At 66.1% G+C, this 16,361-nt stretch carries 16 protein-coding genes and 2 tRNA genes; 4 read left to right on the forward strand and 14 right to left on the reverse strand.

Features of this window, described 5'->3' with window-relative positions; translation table 11 throughout:
- Positions 1 to 107: 107 nt before the first annotated feature.
- From ABIB35_RS05535 to ABIB35_RS05545, 3 genes are all read left to right on the forward strand, one after another.
- The gene (locus ABIB35_RS05535; protein ID WP_354179599.1) at positions 108 to 1,373 is read left to right on the forward strand and encodes an amino acid deaminase/aldolase; all 1,266 of its coding nucleotides are present in this window, start codon (positions 108 to 110) and stop codon (positions 1,371 to 1,373) included.
- Positions 1,370 to 2,677 carry a D-arabinono-1,4-lactone oxidase gene (locus tag ABIB35_RS05540; RefSeq protein ID WP_354179601.1) on the forward strand — a complete coding sequence of 436 codons (1,308 nt, stop codon included), beginning with the start codon at positions 1,370 to 1,372 and terminating at the stop codon, positions 2,675 to 2,677. The genes ABIB35_RS05535 and ABIB35_RS05540 overlap by 4 nt, the downstream gene beginning before the upstream one ends.
- A gap of 87 nt (positions 2,678 to 2,764) precedes the next feature.
- Positions 2,765 to 3,463 (forward strand): lysoplasmalogenase, encoded by a 699-nt coding sequence (locus ABIB35_RS05545; RefSeq protein WP_354179602.1) that lies wholly within the window; start codon positions 2,765 to 2,767, stop codon positions 3,461 to 3,463.
- Here the strand turns inward: ABIB35_RS05545 and ABIB35_RS05550 are convergent.
- A complete protein-coding gene (locus ABIB35_RS05550) occupies positions 3,457 to 4,389 on the reverse strand; it encodes an NUDIX domain-containing protein (RefSeq protein WP_354179604.1) in 933 nt (310 codons plus the stop codon). The two genes, ABIB35_RS05545 and ABIB35_RS05550, sit on opposite strands and share 7 nt — an antisense overlap.
- Positions 4,390 to 4,486: 97 nt before the next feature.
- Here ABIB35_RS05550 and ABIB35_RS05555 point away from each other — a divergent pair, with 97 nt between their 5' ends.
- Positions 4,487 to 5,092 (forward strand): DUF1349 domain-containing protein, encoded by a 606-nt coding sequence (locus tag ABIB35_RS05555; protein WP_354179606.1) that lies wholly within the window; start codon positions 4,487 to 4,489, stop codon positions 5,090 to 5,092.
- 42 nt (positions 5,093 to 5,134) lie between these two features.
- On the opposite strand, the gene nhaA is transcribed toward ABIB35_RS05555, so the two are convergent.
- From nhaA to rplU, 13 genes are all read right to left on the reverse strand, one after another.
- Positions 5,135 to 6,901: a Na+/H+ antiporter NhaA gene (gene nhaA, locus ABIB35_RS05560; RefSeq protein ID WP_354179608.1), complete on the reverse strand. Its 1,767-nt coding sequence runs from the start codon at positions 6,899 to 6,901 to the stop codon at positions 5,135 to 5,137.
- A 145-nt stretch (positions 6,902 to 7,046) separates the two neighbouring features.
- A tRNA-Ala gene (locus ABIB35_RS05565) sits at positions 7,047 to 7,122 on the reverse strand.
- Between the two features lie 69 nt (positions 7,123 to 7,191).
- Positions 7,192 to 7,267 (reverse strand) — tRNA-Ala (locus tag ABIB35_RS05570).
- A 171-nt stretch (positions 7,268 to 7,438) separates the two neighbouring features.
- Positions 7,439 to 8,122, reverse strand: a complete 684-nt coding sequence (locus tag ABIB35_RS05575; RefSeq protein ID WP_354179610.1) for a histidine phosphatase family protein — start codon at positions 8,120 to 8,122, stop codon at positions 7,439 to 7,441.
- A gap of 12 nt (positions 8,123 to 8,134) precedes the next feature.
- Positions 8,135 to 8,542: a ribosome silencing factor gene (rsfS, locus tag ABIB35_RS05580; protein WP_354179612.1), complete on the reverse strand. Its 408-nt coding sequence runs from the start codon at positions 8,540 to 8,542 to the stop codon at positions 8,135 to 8,137.
- Between the two features lie 19 nt (positions 8,543 to 8,561).
- Positions 8,562 to 9,896, reverse strand: coding sequence for a hypothetical protein (locus ABIB35_RS05585; protein ID WP_354179613.1), 1,335 nt, complete (start codon positions 9,894 to 9,896; stop codon positions 8,562 to 8,564).
- A gap of 25 nt (positions 9,897 to 9,921) precedes the next feature.
- Complete coding sequence (nadD, locus tag ABIB35_RS05590) at positions 9,922 to 10,584, reverse strand: nicotinate-nucleotide adenylyltransferase (RefSeq protein ID WP_502915738.1); 663 nt, start codon at positions 10,582 to 10,584, stop codon at positions 9,922 to 9,924.
- Between the two features lie 28 nt (positions 10,585 to 10,612).
- Positions 10,613 to 10,852, reverse strand: a complete 240-nt coding sequence (locus ABIB35_RS05595; protein ID WP_354179616.1) for a hypothetical protein — start codon at positions 10,850 to 10,852, stop codon at positions 10,613 to 10,615.
- Between the two features lie 154 nt (positions 10,853 to 11,006).
- A complete protein-coding gene (locus ABIB35_RS05600) occupies positions 11,007 to 12,413 on the reverse strand; it encodes a glutamate-5-semialdehyde dehydrogenase (RefSeq protein ID WP_354179618.1) in 1,407 nt (468 codons plus the stop codon).
- Entirely contained in the window at positions 12,410 to 13,681 is a 1,272-nt protein-coding gene (gene proB / locus ABIB35_RS05605; RefSeq protein WP_354179620.1) for a glutamate 5-kinase, read from the reverse strand. Before proB ends, ABIB35_RS05600 begins: the two co-directional genes overlap by 4 nt.
- 51 nt (positions 13,682 to 13,732) lie before the next feature.
- The gene (gene obgE, locus ABIB35_RS05610) at positions 13,733 to 15,307 is read right to left on the reverse strand and encodes a GTPase ObgE (protein ID WP_354179622.1); all 1,575 of its coding nucleotides are present in this window, start codon (positions 15,305 to 15,307) and stop codon (positions 13,733 to 13,735) included.
- 107 nt (positions 15,308 to 15,414) lie between these two features.
- Positions 15,415 to 15,678, reverse strand: a complete 264-nt coding sequence (rpmA, locus tag ABIB35_RS05615; RefSeq protein WP_104053918.1) for a 50S ribosomal protein L27 — start codon at positions 15,676 to 15,678, stop codon at positions 15,415 to 15,417.
- 90 nt (positions 15,679 to 15,768) lie between these two features.
- On the reverse strand, positions 15,769 to 16,080 hold the full coding sequence (gene rplU, locus ABIB35_RS05620) for a 50S ribosomal protein L21 (RefSeq protein ID WP_104053917.1): 312 nt from the start codon (positions 16,078 to 16,080) through the stop codon (positions 15,769 to 15,771).
- Positions 16,081 to 16,361 lie beyond the last annotated feature (281 nt).

Genomic DNA, 16,361 nt, shown 5'->3' on the forward strand with positions numbered 1-16,361 from the left:
TTTTATGTCCGCTGTGCAGTAATTCTCCCGCAGTTCTCCCCCGCCGCCAGCTAGGATCCGGTGGAAGCCCGTCTTCAGTGAACGGCGGCATCGGAAAGGACCCGGCGATGACGTTCCCGAACACCACACCCAGACACGGCACCCTGGACCTCAGCGGACCTGCCGGGCCGCAGACGTGGCAGGATCCGGCGGCCTACTGGCCTGCGCTCAGCCGGGCCGTTGCCCATCTGGGCGCACCCGTGGCCACACTGGACCTGCAGGGTCTCCGCTTCAACGCGCAGGACCTGCTGCGGCGCGCCGGCGGTACTCCCCTGCGTGTTGCCAGCAAATCCATCCGGGTCCGCGGTGTCATCGATGCCCTGCTGAAGTTGCCCGGATTCCGCGGCATTTTTGCCTTCACCCTCGCGGAGGCGCTGTGGCTCGCCGAAAGCTGTGACGACGTCGTCGTCGGCTATCCCAGCGCAGACCGCGCCGCGCTCTCCCGCCTCCTCGCCAGCGACCAGCTTGCCGCCAGGGTGACCCTCATGATCGACGACGAGTCCCAACTGGACCTGGTTGATTCGCTGGCGCCGGCAGGCAGCCGCCCGGCGGTGCGCGTGTGCCTCGATGCCGACGCGTCGTGGCGGTCACCGGTTCTGGGCTTCATTGGCACCCGCCGCTCTCCGGTGCACACCGCGGCCGACGCCGTGCGCCTCGCCCGCCGCATCGTCTCCCGCCCCGGGTTCACCCTGGTGGGACTGATGATGTACGAGGGCCAGGTGGCCGGGGTGGGCGACGCGGTTCCCGGCGCTGCCGTGATGAATACCCTGATGCGCTGGATCCAGCCGCGTTCCATGACGGAGCTCGGCGAGCGCCGCGGCGCCATTGCCCGGGGGCTGCGGGAGCTCGCGGACCTGGAGTTCGTCAACGGCGGCGGCACAGGATCAATCGAAGCGACCGCCGCTGATCCGTCGGTCACCGAGATTACCGCCGGCTCGGGAGTGTTCGCGGGACATCTGTTTGACTCTTACCGGGCATTCACCCCGGCACCGGCTGCCGCCGTCGCCTTCGAGGTGGTGCGCCGTCCCGCGCCGGACATCGCCACCGTCCTGGGCGGAGGATGGATTGCTTCGGGTCCGCCCGGCGCGTCCCGCGTCCCGCAGGTGGCCTGGCCGCCGGGACTTCGGCTGCTGCCGCGCGAAGGCGCCGGAGAAGTCCAGACCCCGCTGGCCGGCCGGGCGGCGTCGAACCTCACCCTGGGCGACCGGGTCTGGATGCGTCATGCCAAGAGCGGGGAACTCGCCGAGCGGGTCAACGAATATGCCGTGGTTGACGGCGGCAGCGTTGTCACAATACTTCCCACCTACCGCGGCGAAGGAAAGGCATTCCTGTGAGCGAAGCAAACCGCACCTGGCAGAACTGGGCCCGCTCCGTTGTGGTAACACCCCGGCGCGTTGAACGCCCCTCGTCCACTGAAGAGCTGCAGCAAGCCGTCAAACGGGCAGTCGCAGCGGGACAGCGGGTCAAGGCCGTTGGCGCCGGCCACAGCTTTACCGGGATTGCCGCCGCCCCTGATGTCCTGCTGGAACTGGAGAATCTGCAGGGAATTATCGACGTCGATGCCCAGCGTGGCCGGGTGAAGTTCCACGCCGGTACGCGCCTGCACCGGATACCGGTCCTGCTGGCCGGGCACCACCTGGCAATGCCGAATCTTGGCGATATTGACCGGCAGTCGCTGGCAGGGGCGATCTCCACGGGAACCCATGGGACCGGCGCCGGTTTCGGCGGCCTCGCCACCCAGGTGGTGGGGCTGACTCTGGTCCAGCCCGACGGCGGTCTGCTCACCATAGCCGACGACGATCCGCTGCTGCCTGCCGCGGCTCTGGGCCTGGGGGCCCTGGGTATCCTTGCCGATATCACGGTGCAGTGCGTACCGGGATTTGCCCTGCGGGCGGAGGAAAGCTCTGAGCTGCTGGCCGACACGCTGGACACCCTTGCCCTGCGGGTGGAGTCCGCTGACCATTTTGAGTTCTACTGGTTCCCCCATACGGACCGCGCGGCTACAAAGTCCAATACCCGCCTGCCCGGGACCGTTCCCCTTCAGCCGCGCTCACCGGTTCAGCGCTGGCTTGACGAGTCGCTGCTGTCCAACTCAGTGTTCCGGGCCACCTGTGCTGCCGGCACCGCCGTCCCGGCGCTCATTCCGACGGTGAACCGGACGGCCGCCCGGCTGCTGGGCGGGCGGCAGTACACGGAGGTCTCGCACCGGGTCTTCACCCAGCGGCGTACGGTCCGTTTTCGGGAGATGGAATATGGCCTTCCCGCCGGCCGGCTGGAGGCGGCATTCACGGCGTTGAGGCAGCTGGTCGAGGACCACGGGTGGCGGATTTCCTTTCCGGTGGAGGTCCGGTGGGCCGCAGCGGATAACCGCTGGCTATCGACGGCGCATGGCCGGGACAGCGCCTATATTGCCGTGCACCGCTATTACCGGGAGGAGTATCGCGAGTACTTTGACGCCGTCGAGGAAATCATGCTTGCCCACGGCGGGCGGCCGCACTGGGGCAAGCTGCATTCCCTGGATGCGGCAGCATTGGGCTCACGTTATCCGCACTTTGATGATTTCCTGGCAGTGCGGAACCGGCTGGACCCGGACCGGGTCTTCAGCAATGACTATCTGGACCGGGTGCTGGGGCCCTAAAGCCGCGCTGCTCCAGGTTCGGTGGGCCGCCGCGGGCGGGCGGCGGTTCCACCGTACGATGGGCTCCTGCCGATCCGAAGGAATCCCTTGACCACCGCACCCGCCCGAAACCAGACCAGCGCCCTGCCCCGTTCGTGGTGGTGGGGTTTCCTGCCCTTCGCCGCTGTTTCAGCGGTCCATGTGGGCGCCCGGTTTGCCAACGCCGCCGAGATCGCAGAACCGACCAAGCTTGCACTGATGCCGCTGCTCGCCGTCGCAGCTCTCTGGGGCGGGCGGCATTCCCGGCGAGGCCTGCCCACTGCGCTGCTGCTGATGGCTCTGCTCTTCTCCTGGCTCGGTGACGGTGCCGGCGCCTTCTTCCCGTTTGCACCGGAGCTGCCGGTGATGCTGGGCTCCTTTGGACTGGCCCATCTCTGTTACATCTGGCTGCTGGCCCGCTACGCCGCAGTTGGCCCCTTTCCCCGCTGGGCACTGGTGTTTCCGGTGTGGTGGCTGCTGATGCTGCTGGTATTGTGGCCCTCCCTTGGCGGTCTGGCCTTTGCCGTAGCAGCCTACGGTATTGTGCTTGCCGGAACTGCGGCGACGGCGGCACGCTGCCGCCCTATGGTTGCCGCCGGCGGGCTGCTGTTCCTGACATCCGACACGATCCTTGCCCTCCGCATCTTCGTCCCCGAGGCCATGCCCGGCTGGACCAGCGCCTTGGTGATGCTGACGTATTGCGCCGGGCAGGGCCTCATTGTTGCAGGCGTCCTGCGCGGGCCGGCACCGCGCACCCGCACTCAGTAGCCCAGCAGCTCCCGCAGCCGCCCGGAACTGACCACCGATGCTCCGGCCCGGCGGCTGCGGCCGGCGAGTCCGCGGTCACTGGTGGCCACAGTGACCTTTCGGCCGCCGGCCAGCAGCTGCTGCACTTCGGCCAGCACCGCGTCGTCGCCGGATCCCTGGGCCCGGACCAGCCTCACCGGCGGTTCGGGGCGGTCTGCTCCGTCCACGGCGCGTGCATGGCCCTCCACAACCACCGTGTACTCGGGAAACCACGTACCGTCAGGAAGCTCAAGGAAGCCGTCCCCAAGCCCCCGTGCGGCGAGGTCCGAAACCGCCTGGAGCAGTCGGGCAGCTGCTCCGGTGCGGTCCTGCCACCAACCGTCCGGAACTGACCCGATGACATTTGCGGCATCAACAACCACCACCGGACGAATCTCCAGCAGCGGCCGCAGCCACTGCCAGGACCGGGCAAAGGCGGGGTGCAGCGGAAGGTCCTCCACCTTGTCCGCAGGAACCCAGGCCAGCGCATGGCTCTCAGCGTCACTGATCACGGGCTCGAACGGCTCCGTCACATCACCCATGAGGGTCGCGTAGGTCCAGACGCCCACGTCGAGGACGCTCATCATGCGCGGCCTGATGGACGCAGCCGGCACACCGGCCTCTTCCGAGGCTTCCCGCAACGCCGCCGAGATCGCAGACTCGCCCTCATGCCGGGCGCCCCCGGGCAGGGCCCAGGTATCTCCGTGGTGGCTCCAGGAGGCACGGTGCTGAAGCAGGATTCCGCGCTCCGGATCCACCGCAAGCAGCCCGGCTGCACCGAACCGGCCCCAGTACCGCCGGCCGTCGGGCCCCACCACCCAAGCGTCACCGGGATTGCGCGGCCCGCTGGCAGGGCATGGTCCTACGGGGCGGCGCGGGTCATTGGCGGCAGACGGTTCGATGGTCATGGGACCACCCTATGGAATCATTGCCGAAATCAAGGCCGTACCAATCCCGCGTTCCGCTGTGACGATCCAACAACCAACCCCACCCGAAGGAGCACTAATGACACACCAGGACCAAATATCCCGGCGCGGCAGGCTCGCTTGGGCCGACGGATTGTGGACACATCCGCCGGCTCGGGCCGTCGAAGACGGCTCCGACCTGCTGGTTGAAGCCGCGGAGGGTTCCGATGCGTGGCGGCACACGGCCTACGGCTTTATCCATGACTCTGAGCATGCGCTCCTGGCCCCTTTTGCCGTCGGTTCCGCCATGGAGGTTACATTCACTGCGGACCTCGCCGAGCAGTTTGATCAGGCGGGCATCTTTATCCGGGTGGACAGTGAAACATGGATTAAGGCCGGGCTTGAACGCTCCGACGGCCTCCTGCAGTTGGGAGCCGTGGTGACCTTTGGCCGGTCGGACTGGTCGGTGGCTTCTGTGGATGGCTGGGACGGCCGCAAGGTGACCGTTCGCCTCAGCCGCACGGCGGACGCACTCATTGTGCGGGCCGGTCTTTCCGGAGCGCCGCAGCAGCTGGTGCGGGTGATCCCGTTCGACGGCGATCAGCAGGCCGGCGCCGGGCCGTTCACCTGTGCTCCCACCCGGGCAGGCCTGTTGGTCCGGTTCCACTCCTGGATCATCACCGACGCCGACGCTTCCCTCCACTGATTGACGGGCCCTTCCCGCCCCAGGGAACCACAGCCGCATCCACTACCGTTCCGAGGACATGTTCAATTCCCGGATGAGGGTAGCTGCGTCTATATGCCCGGTGTGCCGCACTGAGCCGATGAAGAAGGTGGGGGTGGAGGACAGGTCCATGAACTCCGCATCCAGTGCGTCATCCTCCACCCGGTTGGCCACTGCTGCGGACTGCAGGTCGTCGTGAAACTGCTCCATATCCAGCCCCAGGTCACCTGCGTAGCCGATCAGATCCTCGGACTCCAGATGGTCCTGGCGCCGGAACAGCAGCTGGGCGTACTCCCGGAACGCTCCCTGCCGGTCCGCGGCTTCGCTGGCACGGGCGGCTTCCACCGCATGCGGGTGGAACCTGGTCAGCGGCAAGTGCCGCCACACGTAGACCAGCCGCTGCCCGAAGTGCTCCCGGACCTCATCTATGGAGCCGGTGGCCCGTGAACAAAACGGACACTCAAAGTCACCGTACTCAACCAGCTGCAGGGGTGCCGCTGGATCCCCGCGGAAATGGTCGCGCTGCGGGTCAAAAGGGCGAACCAAAAAGCGTCCCGCTGACGACGGCGGCTGCACCCGGTCAAGGGCGCGGAACCAGCCCCAGCCCAGCACAAAGGCTATGCCGGACGCGGCCAGGATACCCACCCGCGCCTGTGCCTGCAGCGCCGGATCCTCCACGGCGAGTTCCACAATGAAGAGGGAGATGGTGAACCCGATTCCGCACAGCATGGCTCCCCCGCCCACCCGGGCCAGGGTCAGCCCTGGTGCCAGCTGGCCCATGCCGGTGACCCGCAGGAGGGCGGTGGCTCCGGTGATGCCTATCGTCTTGCCGATCACCAGCGCCGCGATAATGCCCCAGGTAAGGCTCGACGCGGCCGAAGCCGCCAGGGTTTCACCGTCCAGCCGAACACCGGCGTTGGCGAGGGCAAACAGCGGCAGGATCAGGAAGGACACGTACGGCCCGTAGGAGCGCTGCAGGCGTTCGTTGATGGAAATGGATTCCTTCAGGCTGCGCGCCGTGGCAGCCGCATACTCGGGGCTGGGCGACTGGCGAAAGGCCCGGGCCAGCTCCGCTGTCCGCTCGACCTGTCCGCGGCGCGGCGGAAACACCGGAATCAGCAGGGCAATGGCCACCCCTGCCAGGGTGGGGTGCACGCCGGAGGCATACAGTGTGGCCCACGTCGCCAGGCTCAGCACCGCGTACGCAGGGCCGCGGCCCACCGGCAGGAACCGGGTCAACCCCACCAACACCAACAAGGCGACGCAGGCCAGCAGCGGAACCAGGTCCAGGTCCGACGTATAAAACACGGCAATGGCAGCCAGTGCCCCGACGTCGTCCACCACCGCCAGCGTCAGGAGGAACACCCGCAGCCGGCCCGGGAACCTGGGACCTGCCACCGCCAGTGCCCCCACCAGGAAGGCCGTGTCGGTGGAGATGACGGCGCCCCACACTGCGGCGTTCTCGCCGGTGGGGTTCAGGAGCAAAAAGATGCCGGCCGGAACCAGCAGTCCCGCCAGGGCCGCCGCCACAGGGACCACCGCCCGGGCTGGTTCGGTGAGCTCGCCGATGGTGAACTCCCGCTTTACCTCCAGCCCCACGGTGAAAAAGAAAAAAGCCATCAGGCCGTCATTCACAATGTCGTGGAAGGTCATTTCCACGGCGGTGCCGCCAACTTGCAGGTCGACGGCAGTGCCCCAGAACTGCGCGTACGTCGCCCCGAACGGCAGGTTGGCCCAGAGCAGCGCCGCTGCGGTGAAGGCAAGGAGCAGCGCCGCAGAGATTCGTTCCATGGTCAGGGAGTTTCGGGACAGCGGTTGCGGAATCCGGGCAATACAGCCATCCCAGCATCCTGTCACGGCAGCCACCCGGTGGGACAGGCGGCCAAACAAAAAAGCCCCGCGGTTAGGCGGGACTTTTCTGATCTTCTATGAGTTTTGGTGGAGCTGAGGGGATTCGAACCCCTGACCCCCTGCATGCCATGCAGGTGCGCTACCAGCTGCGCCACAGCCCCAAAACAAGTGCTATCCGATGCTTCCGCAACCGGGTTTCCACCGCAAATCCTCCGGTTTCCCGAAATCTTTGGTGGAGCTGAGGGGATTCGAACCCCTGACCCCCTGCATGCCATGCAGGTGCGCTACCAGCTGCGCCACAGCCCCAAACAAACTATTTACACTATGCCCGAACCGTTGGATTTTGTATCCCCCGGGCCGAAGCAACTCCTCTACTTTAGTACAGAAATAACAGAGTGCAAAATCGAACTACACCGGTGAAATTCACGCCGCGCACGCCGCGTTTATGCCTGGCCTCGGGACTATTCCTCCGGCGGATTATCCCTCCAGCGGGCCGCTGGGGAGGGAGTCCAGTCCCACGTTGTGCTGTGCCAGGTTCCAGCGGACACCGCCGCCGGAGACATCCCGTTCCTCCAGCACTGACCAGTGGCAGTTCGATACCCCGCTGATAACCGTCCAGGAGTCGGTGGGTAACCCCAGCAGCGCACAGATCCCGGCACGGATGGCGCCGCCGTGGCTCACTGCCACGAGGGTTCCCCCGGGTGCCAGCGCATCGGCGGCTTCGGTGACTGCCTCGGCTACGCGCCGGCCAACATCCAGCCTGCTTTCGCCGCCGCCGGCGCGCACGTCGCCGCTGCCTGCCGCCCAGCCGGCCTGTTCGCGGGGGAACCGGGCGGAGATGTCGGCAAAGAGCATTCCCTCCCAGGCTCCTGCAAAGGTCTCCCTCAGCCGCGGATCCGTAGTGACCGGTTTCTCCGCGGCCTCCCCCAGAGCCTGGGCCGTGACCAGGGCGCGGCTCAGGTCCGAGGAAATGACAACGTCAGGATGCAGATGCCGCAGCACAGCAGCCGCCTGGACCGCCTGATGGGCACCGGCCGGATCCAGAGCAATATCCTGCTGGCCCTGGAACCGCCCGGCACGGTTCCACTCAGTGCGGCCGTGCCGCCAGAAAACGACACGTTTGCCGGTGCGGTCGGGGTCCCAGGCAGCGGAGGAAGTCATAGGAGGCAGGTGCTACTCGGCGTCCGGAGCTGCCGGGGCTGCCGGAGCTGCTGCCGCTGAATCCTCGATCTGCAGGTCAACGGCGGGGCAGTCCTTCCACAGGCGTTCCAGCGCATAGAAGACGCGGTCTTCCTCATGCTGGACGTGCACCACAACGTTGGCGTAGTCGAGCAGGACCCAGCGGCCCTCGCTGCGGCCTTCACGGCGGACCGGCTTTAGGTTCTTCTTGGCCAGCTCTTCTTCAATGCCGTCCACAATGGCATTAACCTGACGCTCGTTGGATGCTGAGGCGATCAGGAACACGTCCGTGATGGCAAGCCGATCGCTGACGTCAATGGCAACGATGTCGTTGGCCAGTTTCCCGGAGGCTGCCTGGGCGGCCACCCGTGCAATGTCAATGGATGATTCGGTGGCGCTCAAAGTGTCTCCTTGTTTAACATCAGCTGCCAAAGCCGCCGACGATCATTGCTACTGAGATGATCAGGGCCAGAAGGCCCAGACCACCAATGCCCAGCGATACAAAACGCAGTCGCCGGGTACGGCCGAGTCCGGCCGTCTTTACGTCCAACGGGTCGAGCCCGAAAGCGCTTCGTGCGCCGACGGGCTTGGCGCCCTCGGCTGGATCCAGGGGTGCATTGACCAGGGCGTCCGCCCGGGCCAGGATGCGGGAATGCCGCACGTCGGTGGAACCCGACGGACGGCGCACCTCAAAGCGCTTATCTCCGGCGCGGGGAGCTCCCTGCGGCGCTGCCGGGACCCCCTTGCCGGGCTGCTTCGGAGTGGTGGAGGTGACAACAGGCACATGCGAGGTGGGTGGCCGCCTCATGACCGGCCGGTCCATGCCGGGAACCCGCACAAACTCCAGCGGCGTCACCATGGCCAGGTTGTGGGCGGTGGTGGGGTCGCTGGCAGAGGGCTTGCGCTGCTCGTTTTCCTGCGACAGCCGCTGCATGTTCTGCGTGCGCTTGTTCAGGACCGCCGCCCGTTCCGCGAGGGCCTTCTGCTGGGCCAGTAGTTCCAGATCGACGGCGCTGGGATCCTTCTCCTGGATGGCCTCCATCGCTGCCACCTGGTTACGGGCCTGTGCCTGCAGCGCTTCTCGCGCCACCAGCGCCTGCTCCACGGTCATACCTGCAACATCGGCGTTGGGGTCCGGGGACTTTTCCCCGGCCTTCACCCCTGCGGCCTTGGGCGCCGTTGCCGGAACGCCCGCCGCCGGGGTGTCCTGCTCCGCACGACGACGGCGATCCCGGCGTCCGCCCTCACGAACCGGGTGCAGCACGGAGGGAGCCGCGTCCACGACCGGCACGGCCGCAGGCTTCCCGGCTTTGGAGCCGGGACTCTTAGGCGTGGTGGAGGATGGCTTCTTGGTCGCCGCCGCGGATGTGGAGGCGCCGGCCGGTTGTGTTGCTGCCGGGGGCTTCGCGGCTGCAGGATTCTGCGTCCCGGCGCCCTTGGGCGTCGCCAAAGGCTTCGCCGCGGCCGGTTTCCCTGCCGCCGGCTCTGCGGACTTCGCTTGGGTACCGGGAGCGCCTGCCCGCTGCTGCTGCAGTTGCTGTTGCTGCAGTCTCAGCTGGCGGCGGGTCGGCGGGTTCGCCGAGTTCTCCGCACGGACCTGCTTATCTGCGAGTGCCTTGGACGCACGCAGGGCCTCCCGATCCCTGGCCCGCTGCTGGGACTCCCTCTCGCGGGGCCCGGCAGGGGCGTCCACCGGCACGTCAGCCGCCCGGCGGCTGCGCCGCGGTGCGTCTGCGGACTCTGGACCGTTAGTCATTTCCTACCCATCCGGTTTCGTTTGATTAAGCTACTGGCTCTGAGGTGGCTGCGGAGTTCCCCACGTGCCGCGGTTCAGCTTCGTAGAGCCCGTGTTTGGCGATGTACTGCACCACGCCGTCGGGCACGAGATACCACACCGGATCTCCGTCCGCTACCCGTTCCCGGCAGTCCGTGGAGGAGATGGCCATGGCGGGCACTTCCAACAGGCTGACATCGTCCCGGCCCATGTTTTCCAGTACATGGCCCGGGCGGGTAACTCCTACAAAGTGGGCCAGCGACCACAGTTCCTGAATGTCTTTCCAAGACAGGATCTGGGCCATGGCATCCGCGCCGGTGATGAAGAACAATTCCGCGTCCGGACGGGATGCCCGCAGGTCCCGCAGCGTGTCAATGGTGTACGTCGGCCCGGGGCGGTCGATATCCACCCGACTGACGGTGAACCGCGGATTGGACGCCGTGGCAATCACCGTCATCAGGTACCGGTGCTCCGGCGGACTGACTTCACGTGCCGATTTGTGCCAGGGCTCCCCCGTTGGCACAAAGACCACTTCATCCAGATCAAAGACGGAAGCCACTTCACTGGCTGCCACCAGGTGGCCGTGGTGGATCGGATCGAAAGTGCCGCCCATCACGCCGAGCCTTACCCGCCGGTTTCCGCGATTCTGCTCCGGCTGTGCCGTCGCCAGAAAAGTTCCCACTGATTCCACTGAGGGATCAGCCCTCGATGCCCTGGCCATGGTCATGCTTGTTCGGGAACTGACGCTGGGGGTCAACGTGCTCAGGGGTTGCTTCGTGGCGCTTCCCCACGCTCTGGAAGGAGATAGTCGCGAACATCAGGACCAGCAGGGCGCCCATGATGATGACCCCGTACATGATCGGGTCCATCGGAATCGACACGTGGTGTTCGGCCGTCTCGCTGGCAGCAAGTACGGCGCCGGAAAGCTGGGTCAGCATGAATCTCCCCTAGAGAGCTAAAAGGTGTTGAGCCCGCCGGCCGCAGCTGACGGAGTATTGGTTTCCCCCAAGTCTACGCGTAAGCGCGAGTGACCCGCACCCGGCGGTGTTCGGGGCGCGCCCGAGCGTACCCCGGACGCACCGCGGACGCACCTCAGATGCGGATCTGTCCGTCGCCCTGGACAATCCATTTGGTGGTGGTCAGTTCTTTCAGCCCCATGGGGCCACGGGCGTGCATCTTCTGGGTGGAGATACCAACCTCGGCACCAAGGCCAAGCTCACCGCCGTCGGTAAACCGGGTTGAGGCGTTCACGATCACTGCTGCAGAGTCGATTTCCGCGATGAAACGATCGGCGTTGGCAAGATCATTGGTGATGATCGCCTCCGTGTGGCCGGTGGTCCAGCGGCGGATGTGGGCCAGTGCCTGGTCCAGGTCATCCACCATGGCCACGGCGAGGTCAAGGTCCATGTACTCCCGCCCCCAGTCCTCGTCGAGGGCCGGCTGCGCTTGAACGCCGGCCGGAAGGATGGCCCGCACCCTTTCATCGGCATGCAGCCGCACGCCGGCCGCGGCCAGTGCGGCCAGAACATCACCTGCGGCTGCTGCGTCGCGGTGGACCAGAAGGGTTTCCACTGTGTTGCAGACGCTGGGCCGCTGGGTCTTGGCGTTGAGCAGGATGTCCACCGCCATCTCCACCGGGGCGCTCTGGTCCAGGTAGATGTGAACGTTGCCCTCGCCGGTCTCGATCACCGGAACAGCGGCATTGGCAACCACGGTCTGGATCAGGTCCCGGCCGCCGCGCGGAATCAGGACATCGACCTTGCCGCGGGCCTTCATCAGGACATTGGCACCGGCACGGCCGTAGGCATCGACGCTCTGCACGGCGTCCGCCGGCAGGCCTACAGCGTCCAGCGAGTCGCGGATGATGTCTACGAGCACTGCGTTGGTGTTCTCGGCGGCGCTGCCGCCGCGGAGCAGGACGGCGTTGCCGCTCTTCAGCGCCAGGCCGGCAATATCCAGCGTTACGTTGGGGCGGGCTTCATAAATGGCTGCCACCACGCCCAGCGGAACATGCACCTGGCGCAGGCGCAGCCCGTTGGGCAGAGTCTGCCCGCGCGCCACCGAGCCTACCGGGTCCGGCAGACCGGCCAGCATCTCCAGGGCCGCGGCCAGGGCATCAATCCGTTCCGGCGTCAGGGTCAGCCGGTCCAGCATTGCCTCCGAGGTTCCCTTTTTCTTCCCGGCGGCCACGTCCTTTGCGTTGGCAGCCAGCACCAGGTCCCGCTTGGCAACCACGTTCCTGCTGATTTCCTGCAGACCCAGATCCTTCCAGGCACGGTTTGCCCGGGCCAGACGCCGGGCCGCGATGCGGGCCCGGTCTGCCGCTGCATGGACTCCGGTCTCTACCTCCTCCGCGGCCGTCAGGCCGGCAGGGTCAGCAGCCGCTGCTTCAGCAGGCTCGGTTTCGGTGAGCCCGGTTTCGGTGAGCCCGGTTTCGGTTGTTGCCTCTTCGGTCGGTTCCGGTGCGGCGGTCTCGGTGTGTGCATTCACGGCGCTCATCCTCCCAGTGTATTGGCGGTCTCAGTGCTGGCAACGGAGGATCCCTGCCGAGCGGATGCCCCGGACAACGAAGCTGCGGACTCCGATGCGCCGGACTTGTGGTCCTGCAGGATCACCAGGTCATTCACGTGCACCACGGCGCGTTCATAGCTGCGGCCCAGTTCCCTGGAGAGCTCCCGGGTGGACCGTCCGAGCATCTGCGGCAGTTCGTCGGACCCGTAGTTGGTCAGTCCATGCGCAATGACGTTTCCGGCCGGATCGGCAATGGCCACGGGGTCCCCCGGCTCAAAATGTCCCGCCACCGAGCTGATCCCGGCAGCCAGCAGCGACCGGCGGCGGTCCGCAACAGCCTTGGCGGCGCCGTCGTCCACCACCAGGGTGCCCTGGATGCGGGCCACGTGTGCCAGCCAGAGCAGGCGCACCGGCTGGCGGCGTCCCCGCCCGGTGAACCAGGTGCCCACATCCTCGCCGGCCAGTGCGGCGGCGGCGTTGGCGGTGGAGGTGACCAGGGCGGGAATACCGGACTGGGCGGCGATGGTGGCGGCTTCCACTTTGGTGGCCATGCCGCCGGTGCCCACGCCGGCTCCGCCGACCTTCCCGATCCGCACGTCTTCCAGGTCCTGCATGCCGGTGACCTGCGGAATGCGCACTGCACCTTCGGCGGGCGGGCCGTCATAGAGGGCATCGACGTCGGAGAGCAGGATCAAGGCGTCAGCCTTCACCAGATGCGCCACAAGGGCGGCTAGGCGGTCATTGTCGCCAAAGCGGATTTCGTGGCTGGCAACGGTGTCATTTTCATTCACGATGGGCACGACGCCGAAGTTCAGCAGCCGCTCCATGGCCCGGTTGGCGTTGGCGTGGGTGGTGCGGCGCATCAGGTCTTCGACGGTGAGCAGGACCTGGCTGACGGTGACGCCGTGGCGGCCGAAAGCTTCGGTGTAACGGGCCATCAGCAGGCCCTGTCCTACAGACGCGGCGGCCTGCTGGGAGGAAAGCTGGGTGGGGCGCTTGGTCAGCCCCAGTGGTGCCAGGCCGGCGGAAATGGCGCCGGAGGACACCAGAATGATCTCGGTGCCGGCGGCGCGGCGCACAGCCAGGACATCGGCCAGTCCGGTGAGGGCCTCATCCGAGATGCCGCCGGCAACAGAGGTCAGGGAGGACGAGCCCACCTTGACGACGATGCGCTGCGCCCGAGCGAGCCCGGAACGGGAGCGTAGCGCCCGTTTGGGCGCAGGAACTGTGGTGGGGGGTGCTGTGTGTTCAGTCATATCCCCACCACTTTATGCATATCCTGCGCCCGTCCGGGCTGTGTGAAGCCGCTATTCGCCGTCTTTGGGCGCTGCCGGCGGGTTGTGCTTATAGTTCACGGATTCGGTCCAGATTCCGGCCTTGCGCTCCGCTTCCAGTTCGGCGCGTGCTGCCGCCCGGGCATCGCGGCGAGCCTGATGGTCTTCGCGCTTTTCCTCACGGGTGGGCCGGGAGAACTCTTCGATGCGGATGTCCGAGCCGCGCGGCGAGGCTGCCAGCAGCTCGGCACCGCCAATCATGGTCGGCTCCCAGTCGAAGACAACGCCGTCGCCCTCACCGATCACCACGGCGTCGCCGGGCTTGGCGCCGGCCTTGAAGAGCTTGTCTTCCACACCGAGCTTGGCCAGGCGGTCGGCCAAGTAGCCCACAGCCTCGTCATTGGTGAAGTCGGTCTGGGCAACCCAGCGCACCGGCTTGTCGCCGAGGACGCGGAACAGCGGCTCAAGGTTGCGCTCTTCCTTACGGATGCTGAAGCCGCCCTTGGTGTCCGCGTTGCGCACACGCAGCGTGGGGGTCTTGACCCGCGGCGGGGCAGCCTTCACGGCAGTGCGGGCGTCACGGACGATTTCCGCCATGGCGTATCCGAGGGCCTTCAGGCCCTCATGGCTGGACGCGGATACTTCAAAGACACGGTAGCCGCGCTTCTCCAGTTCCGGGCGCACAAATTCGGCCATGTCACGGCCGTCGGGAACGTCCACCTTGTTCAGGGCCACCAGGCGCGGACGCTGATTCAGCGGGACAACGTCGCCGTCGGTGCCGGCGAAGCTCATGTCCACGGTGTACTTGTCGAGTTCCTTCTCGATGATGTCCAGATCGCCGAGCGGATCACGGTCCGTCTCAAGCGCGGCGCAGTCCAGCACATGCACCAGGGCGGCGCAGCGCTCAACGTGGCGCAGGAAGTTGTGGCCCAGGCCCTTACCCTCGGAGGCACCTTCGATGAGTCCGGGAACGTCTGCCACGGTGAAGCGGACGTCGCCGGCTTCCACCACGCCCAGGTTCGGGATCAGGGTGGTGAAGGGGTAGTCGGCAATCTTGGGCCGGGCTGCGGACATGGCAGCGATCAACGAGGACTTGCCGGCGGACGGGAAGCCCACCAGGGCAATGTCGGCAATGGACTTGAGCTCCAGGACAATGTCCCGCTCGTCGCCGGGAACGCCAAGCAGGGCGAAGCCCGGGGCCTTGCGCTTCTGCGAGGACAGCGAGGAGTTGCCAAGGCCGCCCTGGCCGCCGGCGGCCGCAATGTATTCAGTGCCTTCACCCACGAGGTCGGCCAGGACTTCGCCGTCCTTGTTCTTGACCACGGTGCCGTCCGGCACCGGCAGGATCAGCGTTTCGCCGGTCTTGCCGTTGCGCCAGTCGCCCATGCCGTTGCCGCCGTTGGTGGCGTGGCGGTGGGGAACATGGTGGTAGTCCAGCAGCGTGGTGGCACTGGAGTCAACGCGCAGGATGACGTCGCCGCCGTCGCCGCCGTTGCCGCCGTCGGGCCCGCCCAGCGGCTTGAACTTTTCACGCTTGACGGACACGCAACCATGGCCGCCTGTACCGCCCGAAACATGCAGTACTACACGGTCTACAAAGCTGGCCATGGTTCTCCTTCAAAGGAACTACTTGATCATGCCAATTCTACTTGGCTTAAAAGACGACGGGGCGGGCCATCAAGGCCCGCCCCGTCGGAAAAGCTAATTGCCGGTGATTACTCGGCAGCTGCAGCAGCCACGATGTTCACGACGCGGCGGCCACGACGGCTGCCGAATTCAACTGCGCCTGCTTCGAGGGCGAACAGAGTGTCGTCGCCTCCGCGGCCAACGCCCTCACCCGGGTGGAAGTGGGTGCCGCGCTGGCGAACGATGATTTCGCCTGCCTTGACAACCTGGCCGCCGAAACGCTTTACGCCGAGGTACTGGGCGTTGGAGTCGCGACCGTTGCGAGTGGAACTCGCACCTTTCTTATGTGCCATTTTCTACTGCCTGCCTTTGCTTTACTGATTATGAAACTCAGGGGCGGGATACTTCCCGCGTTCCGGCCCCTGGTGGAGCCGGCACGAGAATCAGGAGTTGATGGACGTAACCTTGACCTTGGTCAGCGAGGAGCGGTAGCCCTGACGCTTCTTGTAGCCGGTCTTGTTCTTGAATTTCTGGATGACAATCTTCGGACCCCGAAAATTCTCAACGATCTCTGCCGTCACGGTGACCTTGGCCAGGTCCTGTGCGGAAGAGGTGACCTGGTCGCCATCAACCAATAGCAGGGCGGGCAGCTCAAAAGTGCTGCCGGCTCCACCGGGGACGCGGTCCAGGGTTACGAGGTCTCCGACGGAAACCTTTTCTTGGCGGCCGCCAGCGCGGACAATCGCGTACACCACTTGGGAACTCACTTCTCTCGACGTTTAATACTTGGATGCGCATTTGGCTGGGCTGAAATATTCGCCTGCCTTGCGCCATGCAGTCACGCCCTGTACCGAAAACGGTCTTGAAGGCGTTCGCACCGAAGTTCAAGGTTACGCTACGCAACCGATAACCCGCAAATGCTGGGGGCTTCCGGGCGCACCGCCTCTTCGGACGTCACTGCTCTTGTTCTACTTTATAGCATTTCCGGGCGACCGGTGTCCTCCCGTGAGTTGAAGGAGGCGGCCACCCCCGTTTG

This window comes from Arthrobacter sp. UYP6 (assembly GCF_040547315.1).
In the GTDB taxonomy this organism is placed as follows: Bacteria; Actinomycetota; Actinomycetes; order Actinomycetales; family Micrococcaceae; genus Arthrobacter_B.

Bases quoted from the DNA above. Each gene is read 5' to 3' on its own strand.
- ABIB35_RS05535 (WP_354179599.1), top strand. From the start codon at position 108: ATGACGTTCCCGAACACCACACCCAGACACGGCACCCTGGACCTCAGC.
- ABIB35_RS05550 (WP_354179604.1), bottom strand. From the start codon at position 4,389: ATGACCATCGAACCGTCTGCCGCCAATGACCCGCGCCGCCCCGTAGGA.
- ABIB35_RS05555 (WP_354179606.1), top strand. From the start codon at position 4,487: ATGACACACCAGGACCAAATATCCCGGCGCGGCAGGCTCGCTTGGGCC.
- nhaA (WP_354179608.1), bottom strand. From the start codon at position 6,901: ATGGAACGAATCTCTGCGGCGCTGCTCCTTGCCTTCACCGCAGCGGCG.
- ABIB35_RS05575 (WP_354179610.1), bottom strand. From the start codon at position 8,122: ATGACTTCCTCCGCTGCCTGGGACCCCGACCGCACCGGCAAACGTGTC.
- ABIB35_RS05585 (WP_354179613.1), bottom strand. From the start codon at position 9,896: ATGACTAACGGTCCAGAGTCCGCAGACGCACCGCGGCGCAGCCGCCGG.
- ABIB35_RS05595 (WP_354179616.1), bottom strand. From the start codon at position 10,852: ATGCTGACCCAGCTTTCCGGCGCCGTACTTGCTGCCAGCGAGACGGCC.
- ABIB35_RS05600 (WP_354179618.1), bottom strand. From the start codon at position 12,413: ATGAGCGCCGTGAATGCACACACCGAGACCGCCGCACCGGAACCGACC.
- proB (WP_354179620.1), bottom strand. From the start codon at position 13,681: ATGACTGAACACACAGCACCCCCCACCACAGTTCCTGCGCCCAAACGG.
- obgE (WP_354179622.1), bottom strand. From the start codon at position 15,307: ATGGCCAGCTTTGTAGACCGTGTAGTACTGCATGTTTCGGGCGGTACA.
- rpmA (WP_104053918.1), bottom strand. From the start codon at position 15,678: ATGGCACATAAGAAAGGTGCGAGTTCCACTCGCAACGGTCGCGACTCC.